The sequence below is a fragment of the Pseudomonas sp. 1 R 17 genome, assembly GCF_900067035.1.
Lineage (GTDB): Bacteria > Pseudomonadota > Gammaproteobacteria > Pseudomonadales > Pseudomonadaceae > Aquipseudomonas > Aquipseudomonas marginalis.
This window is the reverse complement of the sequence record NZ_FKLB01000020.1, coordinates 114,649-127,783: the sequence shown is the minus strand read 5'-3', so window position 1 is coordinate 127,783 and position 13,135 is coordinate 114,649. Positions and strand designations below refer to the sequence as shown.

Genomic DNA, 13,135 nt, shown 5'->3' with positions numbered 1-13,135 from the left:
TTGCCCGGGCTATCTTTCAGCACCTGTCCTGAAATAAGTTGGCTGGCAGAGTGGGGCGGGCCAGAGGGAGCGTCTCAACTTCGTTGTTCCTGGCCAGTCATGTCTGTGTCTCGGATCGCTGATCAGTCATCAGGCAAGTGCAACTGCACGTCCATGGCGTCATGAAGGAGTCGGACGACCTCGATCACCTCCTTATTTGCTACACGGTAAAACACGATATGGCGTGGGCTTTTGACCGCCCCATGGGGCTGTTTGGCTTGCTGGCGTGAATAAATGAGGTGATAGCTGCGAAGGCCCGGTGCCAGCTCATCGCGTTCGTAGCTGCCAATGCGATAAGGCGTGTCGGCGATCGCTTGCAGCGCCGCGAGGATTAGCGCCTGATACCGCTGGCGTGCTTGATCGCCGAATTGCGTCTGGGAGAGCCTGAGGATGTCGACAATGTCGGCGCGCGCCGCGTTGGAAATCCGATACTGCGGCATGCTCAGTGTTTCTCGCGCGCGGGGAGGGTTGCCTCCAGGCTCAAGCCCTCGAGGTAGTGCTCCAGATCCCCTTCGTTCAACTGAGTAAAGCGCCCTTGCTCAAGGTCCATGATGCCGATAGAGGTCGCCTGACGCAGGGCCTCAATTTTGGCGGTATCTTCGGCGACGCGTTGCTCCAATAGCCGCAAACCTTCTCGCATCACTTCGCTGGCATTCTGATAACGGCCGGACTGCACCAGGTCCTGGATAACCTGTTCCTGGTGAGGGGTGAGCACAACGTTTCGCGTCGCCATAATGAGCTCCAGCTTTCGGCAAACAGAATCTTTCGAGCATTGGCATATTATGCCATTTTACTTTCGGACACATGGTTTAAGGTTTATATCTGACAAACTGGTTCGTATGGGGGCCTATTGGGACGTTTCGTTCGTTAGTCTCGACGAGGCGCGGCAGATTGCCCCATTCAACACGGCCACCAGTCTGCAAGTGGCCGCCGGCGTGTACTCAAACATCATTTATGCCTTGCTTCACAAGCCTGAAGGTGAACGTTGCTCGTGGCAGTTCAAACACTTCACCGCTGTCCAACCAAGGTCGCTCACGAATGGAAGATCCGAGTATTGAGTACACTGACAAGCAACGCTGGTTTGCGCTCACCAAGATAAACACCCTCTCGGCCCTGTCGCAGATCGTGCAGATCGGTACAGTCACTCCGTTGCTGTCGCTTTCGCTTGAGCAGCAAGGGGTCGAACCGGCAAAGATCGGGGTGATTGTCAGCGCCTCGTGGTTGGCGATCTTGCTGCTCTACAAATGGGTTCCGCGTCTGCTGGCCCATCTGGGGCTGGTCAAGACGAATATCCTCAGCGCAACGCTGACGATTGCTGCGCTGATCGGTATGACCCTGACAACCCATTTGGCACTGATTTTTTCGCTGAACTTCGTGCTCGGTATCGGCTTGATCCTGCGCTGGATCGCCTGCGATACGTGGATTGTCGCGGTTGCCTCGAAAGACGAGCGCGGTCGGGCGATCGGCGTACATGAGACCTTGATGGGCCTGGGTATTGCTGTCGGCCCGCTGCTGTTGGTTGTATTCGGCGTCGGGAGCGCCGCGCCTTACTACGCCTGTGCCGTGATCGTGGTGTTGTCCGGCGCGCTGGCCTTAACCCTCAGGGACTACGATACGCGACCGCAAACCCCGGCAGAAAAACGCCATGGCAAGTTGTTCAGCATCATTCCAACGGCACTGTGTGGCGCGTTTATCGCAGGCTTTTCGGAAACCTCATCCGTATCGTTCCTTGCAGGCTACAGCCTCTCGGCTGGTTATCTGTTGACCGCCGCCACCCTGCTGATATCGACGTTCGGAATTGGCGGCACCCTCCTGCAACTGCCGGTCGGCTGGATGGCCGACCGCACTTCGTACAAAGTCGGCCAATTAGTCTGCGGCTTGATACTGTTGCTGGGCACCCTGGCCATTCCGTTCAGCCAGCCGCTTCCTTGGCTGGCGACGATTGTCGTATTCCTCTGGGGCGGCGCCATTGGTGGCATGAACACCCTGGCTGTGATCGAGGCGGGAGACCGGGTCGGCGAACAGCAAGTGTCCACCGCCATGACGGCCATTGCGATGTTCTACACCTTGGGCAGCGTATTAGGTCCCATTGCCACGGGCGCCACAGTGTCCTATGTCAGCGAGCACGGATTGATGATCTCGGTGGGGATAGTCGGTGTGCTGTTCATCGCAATGTTGATTGTGCGCAGAGTCCCCATGCATGAACGTGCAGCACAGGATTGATGAGAGCTTGTGCGTGCACACGACCTGGTCCCTACACGGGACTTGTCAGCGGCGTCTGTGTTGACGTCTCAGTGAGTTCCCGGATACCGAGTTTCCATCACAATCGACAACGCATCCGGGCGCCAGAATTCCTGGTCGAATTCCACCGGCCGGTTGTCCTCACCGAAATTCAAACGCTCCAGGTACACACTGGTAGAACCCGGCGACAGTTGTAGCAGTTCGGCCTGTTCTTCATTCACTGTGCCGATGTGCATCTCCAGCTCGCAACGCGATTGCACTCGTGCAAAGCGCTCGCGCAGCAGTTGGGTCAGCGAGGTATTGAGGTCGGCTTCCAGCAGGCCTGGGCACCAACTGGCGAGCAGCGCGTTGAATTCCAGCAGCACCGGGCGACGATCGATCCAGCGGCGGCGTTGCAGGAAAAACACCGGTTCGTCCACCGAAGCCAAACCCATGCGCTTGGCCAGCCACGGGCCAGCCGGGCGCAGTTCGGCGTGCAGGCACTCGGTGCGCGGTGTGCGACCCTGGGCACTGACGTAATCCATAAAACCGCTGATGCGCGTCGGGTCGTAACGGATGCGCTGCGGGCTGACAAACCAGCCCCGGCGATTTTCCCTATATACCAGGCCCTCGGCCTCCAGTTGCTGCAAAGCCTGGCGCAAGGTCACGCGAGTGCAGCCGAAGCGTTCGATCATGTCTCGTTCAGAGGGGAATTTCTCGTCGGCCTGGGGCCTACCTGCGGCGATGTCGTTGGCGATCTGTTCGCGGATACGCTGGTAGTGCGGGGAAATTGGGTCGAAAGGCATCCTGGGGTTCCGTGTGCAGGCATGACGTGGGGGGACTCTACCGTTCCTGTTAGCGCAGGTCACCTGGTCCCACGCAGGCTTCAGGCAAAGCGGAACGAAGCACCATGGGCCGAGCTTGGCAGGCGATCGCTGCCATCAGCGCTGAGGCGCGAGCGCAGTGTGCCGCTTTGCGCGTTGGTGCGGTACAGCCCGCGTTTTTGCAGGGCCGGGATCACCAGTTCTACGAAGTTATTCAACGAACCTGGGCTGATCAGCGGGTTGAGCATGTAGCCGCTGGTACCGGAGATTCGTGCGTGCTCCTCGATCTTTTCTGCGATTTGCTCCGGGGTGCCCACCAGTATCAGGTCGCTGCCACGGGTGACATTTGCAAAGCGTTGACGCACCTCGCCTGCGGTCAACGGTTTGCCGCTGCCATCGGGTCGCATCACGTAAGAGGTCATGCCTTCGGTGTGGGTCGACAGCGCTTCGTTGTCGGTGTAGCGGTTGATGTCGATACCGGTGTCGCCGGCATAGCTCACCAACTGTGCTTGCAGGTGATAGTTGCTTTGCAGGGTGTCGTATTTTTTCTGTGCCTCGATGGCGGTGGGAGCGGTGACGATACGCAGCACGGTCAGTGACTTCACATCGGCCGCCTGACGTCCACGGGCCTCGGCCTGGCGCCAGATATCTTCAAGACCCTGGCGGATATCCAGCGGGTTGGACTTGGCGATAAACACCAGTTCCGCGTGCTTGGCCGCGAACTCCCGGCCGCGTGCCGACCAGCCGGCCTGGATCAGCAACGGCGTACGCTGTGGCGATGGCGAGCTGAGGTGCGGGCCGGCCACGCGGTAATGTTCACCCGCGTGCTGGATCGGGCGCACCCGCGCGCCATTGGCGTAGGTCTGCGAGAGTTTGTCGGCAACCACGGCGTCATCCGCCCAGCTGCCTTCCCAGAGCTTGTAGACCACCTCCAGGAATTCTTCGGCGCGCTCGTAGCGGTCATCGTGCTTGATCATCTGCTCCAGGCCGAAATTGCGCGCGGCGCTGGACAGGTACGAGGTGACGATGTTCCAGCCGATGCGCCCATCGGACAAATGATCCAGCGTACTGAAGCGTCGGGCGTGGGTGAACGGGTGCTCGTAACTGGTGGTGACGGTGACGCCAAACGCGAGTTTTTCGGTGAGGGCCACCAGCGCCGGAATGATCGTCAGCGGGTCGTTGGCGGGGGCTTCGACGGCCCATTTCAATGCCATCGCTTCAGAGCCGCCAAATACGTCGTAAAAGCCCAGCACATCGCCGAAGAACATCAAGTCCAGGTTAGCTTCATCCGCCGTGCGGGCCAGGTTCGACCAGTATTTGAGGGTGTTGATGTTCAGCCGTTCATCGGCCGGGTGGGTCCACAGGCTGGGCGCGCCGCCGCAGCCGACACTGGCTTGTTCATAAAGGCCGAATAACAGCGGGGTGGGATCGGACATGGTGCTTCCTGCGGGCAAAAAGGTTGGGGGACACGCGGGGGGCGGGTCTGCTGCCTAAGAACAGCCGGGCGTTTGTTTATATTTAAACGTGATAAACGCTTTGTGTTTAATGATATTAAACGCTGTGAACCGACACTTTGGTTATATGCTCCTGCTGCTGCAGGTCACGTTGCCAGGCACGCAAACCGTAGGCGGCCAGCAGCACAAAACCGGCATACAGCGCAGCGGTCAGTTGCAGGTCCTTGTACAGGAACAAGCCCACATAGGCCGCGTCCAGCACGATCCACAGCCACCAACTGACCACGTACTTGCGCGCCGCCCATAGGCTGGCGACCAGGCTGAAGGCAGTGAGCAGCGAATCCAGCCAGGGCAGGGCGGCGTCGGTGAAGTGGTGCATCACCGTACCCAGAGCCACGGCTCCGATCATGCCCGCGAGCACGTGCCGCCACGCTTCCTGAAGCGGCAGGCGTTCCACCCGCACCTTGCCGGCGTTAACGCGGCCGGTGCTCCAGCGCCACCATCCATAGCCTTGCAGCACGGCAAAGACCAGTTGCAGGAGCATGTCCGAATACAGCTTCACATCGAAGAAGATCCAGGCATACAACAACACCGCGACCACGCTGACGGGCCAGCACCAGCGCACCCGTTGTGCGGTGAGCCAGACCCCGGCGATGTTGAAGAGTACGGCGACGATTTCGAGTGGCGACATAGGGTTCTCTCAAAAACCAATTTTCCAGGTGCAACGCCTGTTGCTTGAGCTGGTCGGCCAGGGTAACGCTCGGCCTTAAAAATTGACGGTGGCGGACAATCGCGCCGTGCGCGGCGCACCCAGGAACAGGTAGCCGTCGCCTGCGGATTCACCCACATCGCGCCAGTAGCGTTTGTCGAACAGGTTGTCGACAGTCAGGCGCAGCACAGTGGCGTAATCGCCCACCTTGGTGCTGTAGCGACCGCCGACATCGAACACCGCGTAGTCGTCGACCTTCACCGTGGCTTCGCGGTTGGCGTATTTGCTCGCGCTGTATTGCACCCCGCCGAGCAAGGCCAGGCCAGGGACGCCGGGAATGCTGTAGTCGCCGTGCAGGCTGGCGCGCAGCTTGGGCACGTTGATTGCCTGGTGGCCGTCGTAATCGTCGGTGCCGCTGCCACTGACCCGGGCGCGGATCGCTGCAACGCTGGCTGACACTTGCAGGTCGGACGTCACGTGGCCGTTGGCGGACAATTCGAGGCCCACATTTTTCTGCTTGCCTTGCTGCACGAAGGTGGTGGTGCCGTCGTCGTTCGGTCGGTTGTATTGCAAATCCTGGGTGATCTGGAACAGCGCCGCGGTCAGGCTCAGGCGCTGGAAGTCACGCTTGACCCCCACCTCCAGCTGGCGCGAGGTGGTCGGCGGCAGCACCTCGTCGGCGTTGCTGCTGAACCACGCGGCCTCGCCACCCAGGGACAGGCCCTTGCTGTAGCTGGCGTACAACGAGGTGTCCGGGCGCGGTTTATAGATCAGCGCCACCTGGGGCAGGAACACGCTGCGCTGGGTGTGCCGAGTGGTGGCGCCGGCCTGGTTGTAAGTCTCTTCATCGAGGCGTACCTGGCGCCCGCCGAGGATGGTCTGCCACTGCTCGTTGAAGCTGATGCGGTCGCTGGCGAACAGGCCGTACTGGCGGCTGTCCAGGCGCCGGTAGGTGTGGCCAAGCGGGCCATCGTAGGGTTCCAGTACCGGTGATGGCTGGTAGATATTGCCTTCGCCGATGTATTCGTTGACTGACGTGCGCCGGTCCACCAGGCGACGGAACGCAGTGGTGCCGAAGGTCAGGTCATGCTTGAGGAAACCGGTGTCGAACTGGCCATTGAGTGCAGCCTGTGCTTCTTCGTTGCGGCGGGTGTCGTCGGGGCTGCGGTAGTCGGAGATGTCATAGTCGCCCTCGGCGCTGAAGTGGTTGGGCACAGCGGTATTGGCGCAACTGGCGGCACCGTAGCAACCCCAGGCGAAGGTGCTGTAGTCGTCGATTACCACGCGGCTGCGAGAGGCGCTGAAGCTGGCCTTCCAGGCGTCGTTGAAGCGGTATTCGAACAACCCGTCGAGGTTCACGGAACGGATGCCCACCGGGTTCGACCAGCTCTGGTACGCCAGCAGGTCCTTGGGCGAAACGTGATGCGGCACGTCGGTGCCGCCGAGCAATTGATAGCCTGGCACCGAGCGCTGCTCGCGGTCCTGGTACTCGGCGTTGAGTTGCAGCAGGGCGTTGGGGCTGATGTTCCAGTCCAGCGCCAAGGAGGCGAAGTCGCGCTTGCCGTCGGCGTGGTCGACGTAGGAGCGAATGTCTTCGTGGGCCAGGTTGATGCGTACGCCCACCTGCTGCTCGGTGCCGAGCCAGCCACCGATGTCGGTGGCCAGGTAACGCTCGCCCTGTTCGTTGGTCGACACCGTCACCGAGCGCACATTTTCCGGGCGCTTGCTCACGTAGTTGACCAGTCCGCCGGGCTCGGAGACGCCACTTTGCAAACCGGCCAGGCCCTTGAGCACTTCCACTTGCTGCTTGTTCTCCAGCGCCACGTTCTGCTCGCCGGTGATGGTGCGACCGTTGATCTTGTAGCTGCTGGCCGGGTTGAGGGCGAAGCCACGGATCACGAAATTCTCGTAGTAGCCGACCGGCGCATAGCTGTCGCCCACCGATGCGTCATTCTTCAACACCTCACTGAGCAGGCGTGCCTGCTGGTCTTTCAGGCGCGCTTCGGTGATCACGGCGACGGACGCCGGGGTGTCCAGCAACGGCGCGTTATCGAAGCCGGCCACGGCGGCTTTTTTTGCCTGATAGTCGGTGGTTTCCTGGCCGACGACGGTAACGGTGTCCAGCGTCGCATCCTGGGCATGGGCCGCCGCAGCGGCGAGGGTGATGCTCAGGGCAAGCAGCGTGTGAAGGTAAGGTGTAGCCATATAAAGAGCGCTCCAAAGGTCTGCCGGCCATTGCCGTACGCCTTTATCGGGCGCAAAGGGGCCCAGCGCTGCGCAACGGACGGGTTGCCAGTTCGTGATGAAAAAGCCGAATTCGCCGAAAGTGGCGTCAGGCCGGAGCTGCTCCGGTAGTCATTGGTAAACGTGCGTCGGCGGCCCATTCCTGCAAGGAGCCGTCGTAGATCGCGATGTCCTGGCGACCCAGCAGGGTCAGGGCCAGCGCGTTGGCAGCCGCGGAGATACCGCCGCCGCAATACAGGATCAAAGGGCCTTCGCTGTGCAGCAGCGTGGGGCCAATCGCCAGGGCCAGGGCATCCTTGGGCAGGTAGCGGCCGTGGGCGTCGAACAGCAGGCGGGCCGGCAGGTTAAGGCTGCCGGGGATATGCCCGCGTCGGGCGTAGCGGGTGGCAGCGGTACCTTCAAAAAGGGCCGCGCCGAGGGCGCAGATCAGTTGTCCCGGTGCGTTGCCAGCGACGATTGCTTCTACGCCGTCGCGGTCAATCCACAGCTCTGGGCGTGGGTTGATTGACCAGGGGTGCACAGGCGTTATCGGCTTGGCAGGGCCGCTGTGTTCTGGCAGACCGGCTTCACGCCAGGCGTTGAAACCGCCATCCAGCACCCTGGCGTCGATACCTGCTCCACGCAGCATCCACCACAACCGTGCGGCCCAGAAGCCGTCGGCACTGTCATAGATGACCACGGCTTTTTCCTCGCCTGCGCCAAGGTTTGCCAGGGCGTTCACCAGTGCCTCGGGGCGCGGCAGGGCAAAGCTGAAACTGGCCTGGGTGTCCGCCAGTTCAGTCAAGAGGTCGGCATGCCGCGAGCCTGGGATATGTGCCTGCAACCAGCCGTCGTAACCGCTATCGACGCGGTAATCGCCATCGAACTCGGGTGAGGGCAGCACGACGGTGGCATCCAGCACCACTACTCCAGGGTCGTCCAGATGCGCCTGCAGCCATTGGCGATCAACCAGAATACTCATACGGTTTTCCGTCGGATATGGCCGAGCAGACGTTGCCCTTGCAGCCCGGCAAACCAGCGCAAATGGCCCAGCAGATAGGTGTAGTACGCCACATCTGCACTGGCCGTGGAGCCCACCACATCCTGGTAATACGTCACTTCGGACAGCGCGAAATCTACATGCACCAACGGCAGCAAGGCGCTGAGGGTATGTAAATCCTTCGCGCCCAGTGGGCGCACCTGGTGATAACCGGTAAGCAGGGCATCGACGCTGTCGAGATCGGCGCGAGCCGCACCGCCAGTGTCCAGTTCCAGCCACGGTACGGCGTTGCGTTCGATGGCCGTGGCCAGGTCGAAGAGGGCGAAGGTGCGGTCGGCCAGGCCGAAATCCAGCACGCTCGAAACGCTACCGTCAGCATTCCATAACAGGTTGGAGGCGTGCCAGTCGTTGTGAGTCCACAACGGTGGTTGTTCACGTAGCAACGGGTGCAACGCGTTGTGCCACGGCAACAACAGTTCGCTGAGTTGGGCTCGCCAATCCTTGCCTGCCAGGTAAGGGCTGGCGATGTTGGCGATGGCTTCCAGGGGCGCAGACTGTTCGATCAGCCGTGCGTTGGCCAGAAGCACATGGGTCTGGCGTCGGGGCGCGTCGTGGTGTTCGGCGGCCTGATGCAAACGGGCCAACGCCTGGCCGGCGGCGAAGGCATGCTGAAGATTCTGGAACGGCGACCACGACAGCGCATCGCGGTACAGGTCCAGGCCCTCGGCAACGTGGTGCACTTCATAGGTCCACTCACCTTGCACCGTGGCCGTCGCGCCATGTCGATTCGGCACTACCGCCGCCACCGGGGCGCCCCGACGATGCAGGTGGGCGATCAGTTGATGTTCTTCTTGCAGCCACGCGGCTTGGCGCACCCGTTGGTGATGTCGTTTGACGAACAGCGTCGCGTTACCGGTGGTGATCAATCCGGCGGCGGAAAACGGCCGTGGGCTATGCCAATGCAGTCTATGCAGCGGACCCAGTTGCGGGTACTCCCGCAGCAGGTGTGCGATGTCGGTTTCGTGCAGGGCCGGCCAGTCGGCGGCAACCGGCTCCAGCCCCAGGCCGTGAGCGGTGCGTTGGGGATTCATGCGCTCACCTCGGGCAGATAAGCGTTGCTGGTTGCGCCTTGCCACACCTGCGGATCGTCGAGCACCGCATGCTCGTGCAGCCATTCGGCGTAGGGTGCCAGCAGCGCCTGGCGTTGCTCGCCCCAGCGGCCTTCATGCAGCCAGGTCGGGGCGATTTTATGCAGCGAGGCACTTAGCAATTCGGCCGGGAAATACGGCGTGGTGTGTTCGTAGGCGGCGAGGGCAATCGCCGGATCCTGCGCCACGGCCAGGTAACCGCGGGCGGTGGCCGCGAGGAAGTCACGCACCACTTCAGGTTTGTCGGCGAGGGTGCGTTCGTGGGTGCCGAGCAGGTAGCTGTGATAGGCCGGTGCGCCGATGTCGTCCACCGGCAACACCACGCGCCGCGCCGCTTCGATGGGACTGTGCATCAACGCTTCCCAGGCCCAGTAACCGCCAAAACTGGCGTCGGCGATACCTTCGGCGAGCTGCTCGGGGCGCAGTTCGCGCACACCGCTGTCCACCAGGATCACCGCGTCGAAGTCACCTCCGTCGCGGCTCACCAAGTGGTGCACCATGGCCAGGCCACGTGGTGTCGGGTTGAGGGCCAGGCGCTTGCCGACCAGGTCTCGCGGGCGACGGATGCCCGAATCGGTGAGGGTCTGGATCGACTCCAGGCCCGCATGGTTGATCGCCGCGATGCCTTGCAACGGTTGGCCCAAGGCACGGCGCACCAGCAGGCGGTTGCTGGGAAATACGCCAAAATCCGCCGCACCCGCCAGCAGGTGCTGCAGGGTGTCGCCACGGTAGGGGTCGTGCACCACCAATTCCACATCCAGGCCCAGCTCTTCATACCAGCCGCGCTCCCGCGCCAGGTACAAACCCGCCGAATTCGGCCAGGGATGGAAGTACTCGAGCATTACCTTTACCGACACCATCGCTTGCCACTCCAGTCCAACGTCTTTTGATGGAAGCGATTTATAAGGGAGTGATCTGGTATATACCAATATCCTTTGTTGCTATGGATATAACCGCAGCGCGCGGTCTGAATACGACGTTCTGGACCCTAGGGCGACAACCGAGGAGCGTCAATCATGTAGCTCAACGTCATCCGACTCAGTGCCCGGATCCCCACCGCCAGGCTCGGATCATCCACCTGGAAGCCCGGCGAATGGGTAGGCCATACGTTTTTGCCCTCCAGCGCAGGCGGTGTCACGCCCATACGCATGAAAATCCCTGGAACCTGGCGGGCGTATTCAGCGAAGTCATCGGCACCGTAAGTGCCGTTGTCGATCCGTACTGGCGTGGTCGACACCTGTTGCAGCACCGGCATCAACTGGTCGACCAATGCAGTGTTGTTGTAGCCGGCGCGGTAATTCCCCGGCAGGTAGTCCACCTTGGCGGTGGCCCCCGAGGCTTCGGCGATGTGCTCGGCGGTGCGGGTCATGCGCTGCAACACGTCCTCGCGCTGTTCATCGCTGACGGTGCGAATCGAACCTTCCAGGCGCACTTCTGCGGGGATGATGTTGTGGCGGTCCCCGGCTTCGATACGGCCCACGGAAATCACCGGTGCCGGCAACAGGCTGAGGTTGGATTGGCGACTGGGGATGGTCTGCCAGGCCAGGATCACCTGGGCGGCGACGGGCACAGGGTCGATGCCGGTCCACGGGAAGGCCGCATGGGTCTGGCGGCCGATGATGCGCGCGACAAAGGTGTCGGCTGCCGCCGTGGTGCGTTGCCGGCTGAGCGTGAAAGTCCCCGCCGTACCCGCAGTTACGTGGATGCCGAAGATCACCGCCGGCGCGGGATTTTGCAGCGCGCCGTCCTTGATCATCAATTGCGCGCCGCCTTGTTCACCGAGCGGCGGCCCTTCTTCGGCCGGTTGGAAGATCAGCTTGAGGGTGCCCGGCAACTGCTCGCGATGGGCCGCCAACACCTCGGCAACCCCTAGCGCCATCGCCATATGCGCATCGTGACCGCAAGCGTGCATCACCCCGACGTCCTTGCCACGGCTGCGAAAGTCAGCGCCTTCATCTTTGCTGCGCACTGTCGACGCGAACGGCAGGCCGGTTTCCTCGGTAAGCGGCAGCGCATCCAGTTCGGCGCGAATCGCGACCACCGGGCCAGGTTTGCCACCACGCAAAATGCCAATGACACCGGTATGCGCGATGCCGGTCTGCACCTCCAGCCCCAGTTCCCGTAGGCGTTGGGCGATGCGCTCGGCGGTGTGGAACTCGCGATTGCCCAGCTCGGGTTGTTGGTGAATCGCGTGGCGCAGCTCTATCACGCCGGGCAATGCCTGGCTGATCTGCGCGTCCAGGTCGTCCCAAGGCTCGGCGGCCGACACGGAGCCGGACAGCAGCAGCAGGGAAATCGGTAGCTTCAACATATCCAGGGCTCAATAAGTAAACGCAATCGGCGGTGCTTTCGCGTTCAGCAAATAATCGCCAATTGCCTTGTACTTGTACGCCAGGGCGTCATGGGTGGTGTGGGTGCGTGCGTTACGCCAGTGGCGGTCGAAGTTGTAGCGCGACTGGGTGGTGGCTGCGCCGCCGACTTCATACAGGCGCTCGCACACGAAGAGGGCGGCGCGGGTTGAGGCGATCTTGGCTTCGGCCACGGCAATCGAGGACTTCACCAAAATGGCTTCCAGTTCCTCACCCTGCGCCAGCCCCTGCAACTGCGTGCGTGCGGCCAGGTCGACCGCCCCGGCGGCTTTCTCCACCAGCGCTTCGGCGCCATGGATGCGTGCGGCCAGATCGCCGAGGGTGTGCAGGATGTACGGGTCGTGGCGCGCCTGGTCCACGCCACTTTCGCGCACCGGTCGCGATCCAGTGCGTGCCCACGCTACCGCGTCATCCAAGGCCGCCAGGCCGATGCCGACATCCAGGGCACAGTGGATCAACTGGGCACTGGCGCCCACATAGTTACGGCGCTGGTACCACTGCGCCAGCGGGATCACTTGCTCGGGGCGTACCGGCACATTTTCCAGCAGGGTACTGCCGCTGGCGGTGACGCGCTGGCCCATGCCGTCCCAGTCATCCAGCAGCGTAATGCCCGCAGTATCGGCGGGCAGCATCACGTAGACCGCATTGCCGGCCTCGTCCACGGCCTGGATCTTCAGCAGGTCGGCAAACAGGCAACCGGTGCTGTAGAACTTGCTGCCATTGAGCACCAGTTGATCGCCGCGACGTTCCAGGCGCGTGTGGATTTCACCGCGAAAGGTGCCGCTGCGTTCGGCAATCGCGCCAGATGACAACTGGTGCTCGGCAAAGGCACCGAGGTACTCACGCTGCTGTTCGGGGTTGGCGATCAGGCGCAGGTGCTCGACCGTGGCGAAATGCGGAAACAGCGCCTGGGCCACGCTCGGATCGGCCTTGGCCAGGGTGATGAAAATCTGTGCCACCTGCAGTTGGCTGACGTCGCCGCCGCCCAGCTCAGTGGGGACCCGGGCGGCGCCCAGGCCAGATTCGCGGATCAGGTCGAGCTGCGCATAAGGCAGGATTCTGCCGGCGTCGCGGTCGGCGGCACCGGGTTGGATCTGCGCGGCGAGTTGGTGGGCGAGGGCAAGGTAATCGGTCATGGAAAGGTCCATC

The 13,135-nt window shown here is 62.1% G+C and carries 12 protein-coding genes; 1 reads left to right on the top strand and 11 read right to left on the bottom strand.

The window, feature by feature from the left end:
• Positions 1 to 122: 122 nt before the first annotated feature.
• Both BFP99_RS04990 and BFP99_RS04985 read right to left on the bottom strand, forming a co-directional pair.
• Complete coding sequence (locus BFP99_RS04990) at positions 123 to 479, bottom strand: type II toxin-antitoxin system RelE/ParE family toxin (RefSeq protein ID WP_065927668.1); 357 nt, start codon at positions 477 to 479, stop codon at positions 123 to 125.
• A 2-nt stretch (positions 480 to 481) separates the two neighbouring features.
• Complete coding sequence (locus tag BFP99_RS04985; RefSeq protein WP_065927667.1) at positions 482 to 772, bottom strand: type II toxin-antitoxin system ParD family antitoxin; 291 nt, start codon at positions 770 to 772, stop codon at positions 482 to 484.
• A gap of 305 nt (positions 773 to 1,077) precedes the next feature.
• Between BFP99_RS04985 and BFP99_RS04980 the strand changes: the two genes are divergently transcribed.
• Positions 1,078 to 2,262: an MFS transporter gene (locus BFP99_RS04980; protein WP_065927666.1), complete on the top strand. Its 1,185-nt coding sequence runs from the start codon at positions 1,078 to 1,080 to the stop codon at positions 2,260 to 2,262.
• A 68-nt stretch (positions 2,263 to 2,330) separates the two neighbouring features.
• Here BFP99_RS04980 and BFP99_RS04975 read toward each other — a convergent pair whose 3' ends face one another.
• From BFP99_RS04975 to BFP99_RS04935, 9 genes are all read right to left on the bottom strand, one after another.
• The gene (locus tag BFP99_RS04975; protein ID WP_027603366.1) at positions 2,331 to 3,065 is read right to left on the bottom strand and encodes a UTRA domain-containing protein; all 735 of its coding nucleotides are present in this window, start codon (positions 3,063 to 3,065) and stop codon (positions 2,331 to 2,333) included.
• An 80-nt stretch (positions 3,066 to 3,145) separates the two neighbouring features.
• The gene (locus tag BFP99_RS04970) at positions 3,146 to 4,519 is read right to left on the bottom strand and encodes an LLM class flavin-dependent oxidoreductase (protein ID WP_065946761.1); all 1,374 of its coding nucleotides are present in this window, start codon (positions 4,517 to 4,519) and stop codon (positions 3,146 to 3,148) included.
• Between the two features lie 115 nt (positions 4,520 to 4,634).
• Positions 4,635 to 5,228: a nicotinamide riboside transporter PnuC gene (gene pnuC / locus BFP99_RS04965; RefSeq protein ID WP_065927664.1), complete on the bottom strand. Its 594-nt coding sequence runs from the start codon at positions 5,226 to 5,228 to the stop codon at positions 4,635 to 4,637.
• Between the two features lie 75 nt (positions 5,229 to 5,303).
• On the bottom strand, positions 5,304 to 7,451 hold the full coding sequence (locus BFP99_RS04960; protein WP_065946760.1) for a TonB-dependent siderophore receptor: 2,148 nt from the start codon (positions 7,449 to 7,451) through the stop codon (positions 5,304 to 5,306).
• A gap of 127 nt (positions 7,452 to 7,578) precedes the next feature.
• Positions 7,579 to 8,451 (bottom strand): sulfurtransferase, encoded by an 873-nt coding sequence (locus BFP99_RS04955; protein WP_065927662.1) that lies wholly within the window; start codon positions 8,449 to 8,451, stop codon positions 7,579 to 7,581.
• The gene (locus tag BFP99_RS04950; RefSeq protein ID WP_065927661.1) at positions 8,448 to 9,560 is read right to left on the bottom strand and encodes a phosphotransferase; all 1,113 of its coding nucleotides are present in this window, start codon (positions 9,558 to 9,560) and stop codon (positions 8,448 to 8,450) included. Before BFP99_RS04950 ends, BFP99_RS04955 begins: the two co-directional genes overlap by 4 nt.
• On the bottom strand, positions 9,557 to 10,477 hold the full coding sequence (locus BFP99_RS04945) for an ABC transporter substrate-binding protein (protein WP_065946759.1): 921 nt from the start codon (positions 10,475 to 10,477) through the stop codon (positions 9,557 to 9,559). The genes BFP99_RS04950 and BFP99_RS04945 overlap by 4 nt, the downstream gene beginning before the upstream one ends.
• A 128-nt stretch (positions 10,478 to 10,605) precedes the next feature.
• Entirely contained in the window at positions 10,606 to 11,928 is a 1,323-nt protein-coding gene (locus BFP99_RS04940) for an amidohydrolase (protein ID WP_065946758.1), read from the bottom strand.
• Positions 11,929 to 11,937: 9 nt separating this feature from the next.
• The gene (locus BFP99_RS04935; protein ID WP_065946757.1) at positions 11,938 to 13,122 is read right to left on the bottom strand and encodes an acyl-CoA dehydrogenase family protein; all 1,185 of its coding nucleotides are present in this window, start codon (positions 13,120 to 13,122) and stop codon (positions 11,938 to 11,940) included.
• Positions 13,123 to 13,135: the final 13 nt, after the last annotated feature.

Excerpts from the sequence above, each read along its gene's own strand:
- BFP99_RS04940 (WP_065946758.1), bottom strand. The coding sequence starts at position 11,928 with ATGTTGAAGCTACCGATTTCCCTGCTGCTGCTGTCCGGCTCCGTGTCG.
- BFP99_RS04980 (WP_065927666.1), top strand. The coding sequence starts at position 1,078 with ATGGAAGATCCGAGTATTGAGTACACTGACAAGCAACGCTGGTTTGCG.
- pnuC (WP_065927664.1), bottom strand. The coding sequence starts at position 5,228 with ATGTCGCCACTCGAAATCGTCGCCGTACTCTTCAACATCGCCGGGGTC.
- BFP99_RS04950 (WP_065927661.1), bottom strand. The coding sequence starts at position 9,560 with ATGAATCCCCAACGCACCGCTCACGGCCTGGGGCTGGAGCCGGTTGCC.
- BFP99_RS04945 (WP_065946759.1), bottom strand. The coding sequence starts at position 10,477 with ATGGTGTCGGTAAAGGTAATGCTCGAGTACTTCCATCCCTGGCCGAAT.
- BFP99_RS04970 (WP_065946761.1), bottom strand. The coding sequence starts at position 4,519 with ATGTCCGATCCCACCCCGCTGTTATTCGGCCTTTATGAACAAGCCAGT.
- BFP99_RS04960 (WP_065946760.1), bottom strand. The coding sequence starts at position 7,451 with ATGGCTACACCTTACCTTCACACGCTGCTTGCCCTGAGCATCACCCTC.
- BFP99_RS04955 (WP_065927662.1), bottom strand. The coding sequence starts at position 8,451 with ATGAGTATTCTGGTTGATCGCCAATGGCTGCAGGCGCATCTGGACGAC.
- BFP99_RS04935 (WP_065946757.1), bottom strand. The coding sequence starts at position 13,122 with ATGACCGATTACCTTGCCCTCGCCCACCAACTCGCCGCGCAGATCCAA.
- BFP99_RS04990 (WP_065927668.1), bottom strand. The coding sequence starts at position 479 with ATGCCGCAGTATCGGATTTCCAACGCGGCGCGCGCCGACATTGTCGAC.
- BFP99_RS04985 (WP_065927667.1), bottom strand. The coding sequence starts at position 772 with ATGGCGACGCGAAACGTTGTGCTCACCCCTCACCAGGAACAGGTTATC.
- BFP99_RS04975 (WP_027603366.1), bottom strand. The coding sequence starts at position 3,065 with ATGCCTTTCGACCCAATTTCCCCGCACTACCAGCGTATCCGCGAACAG.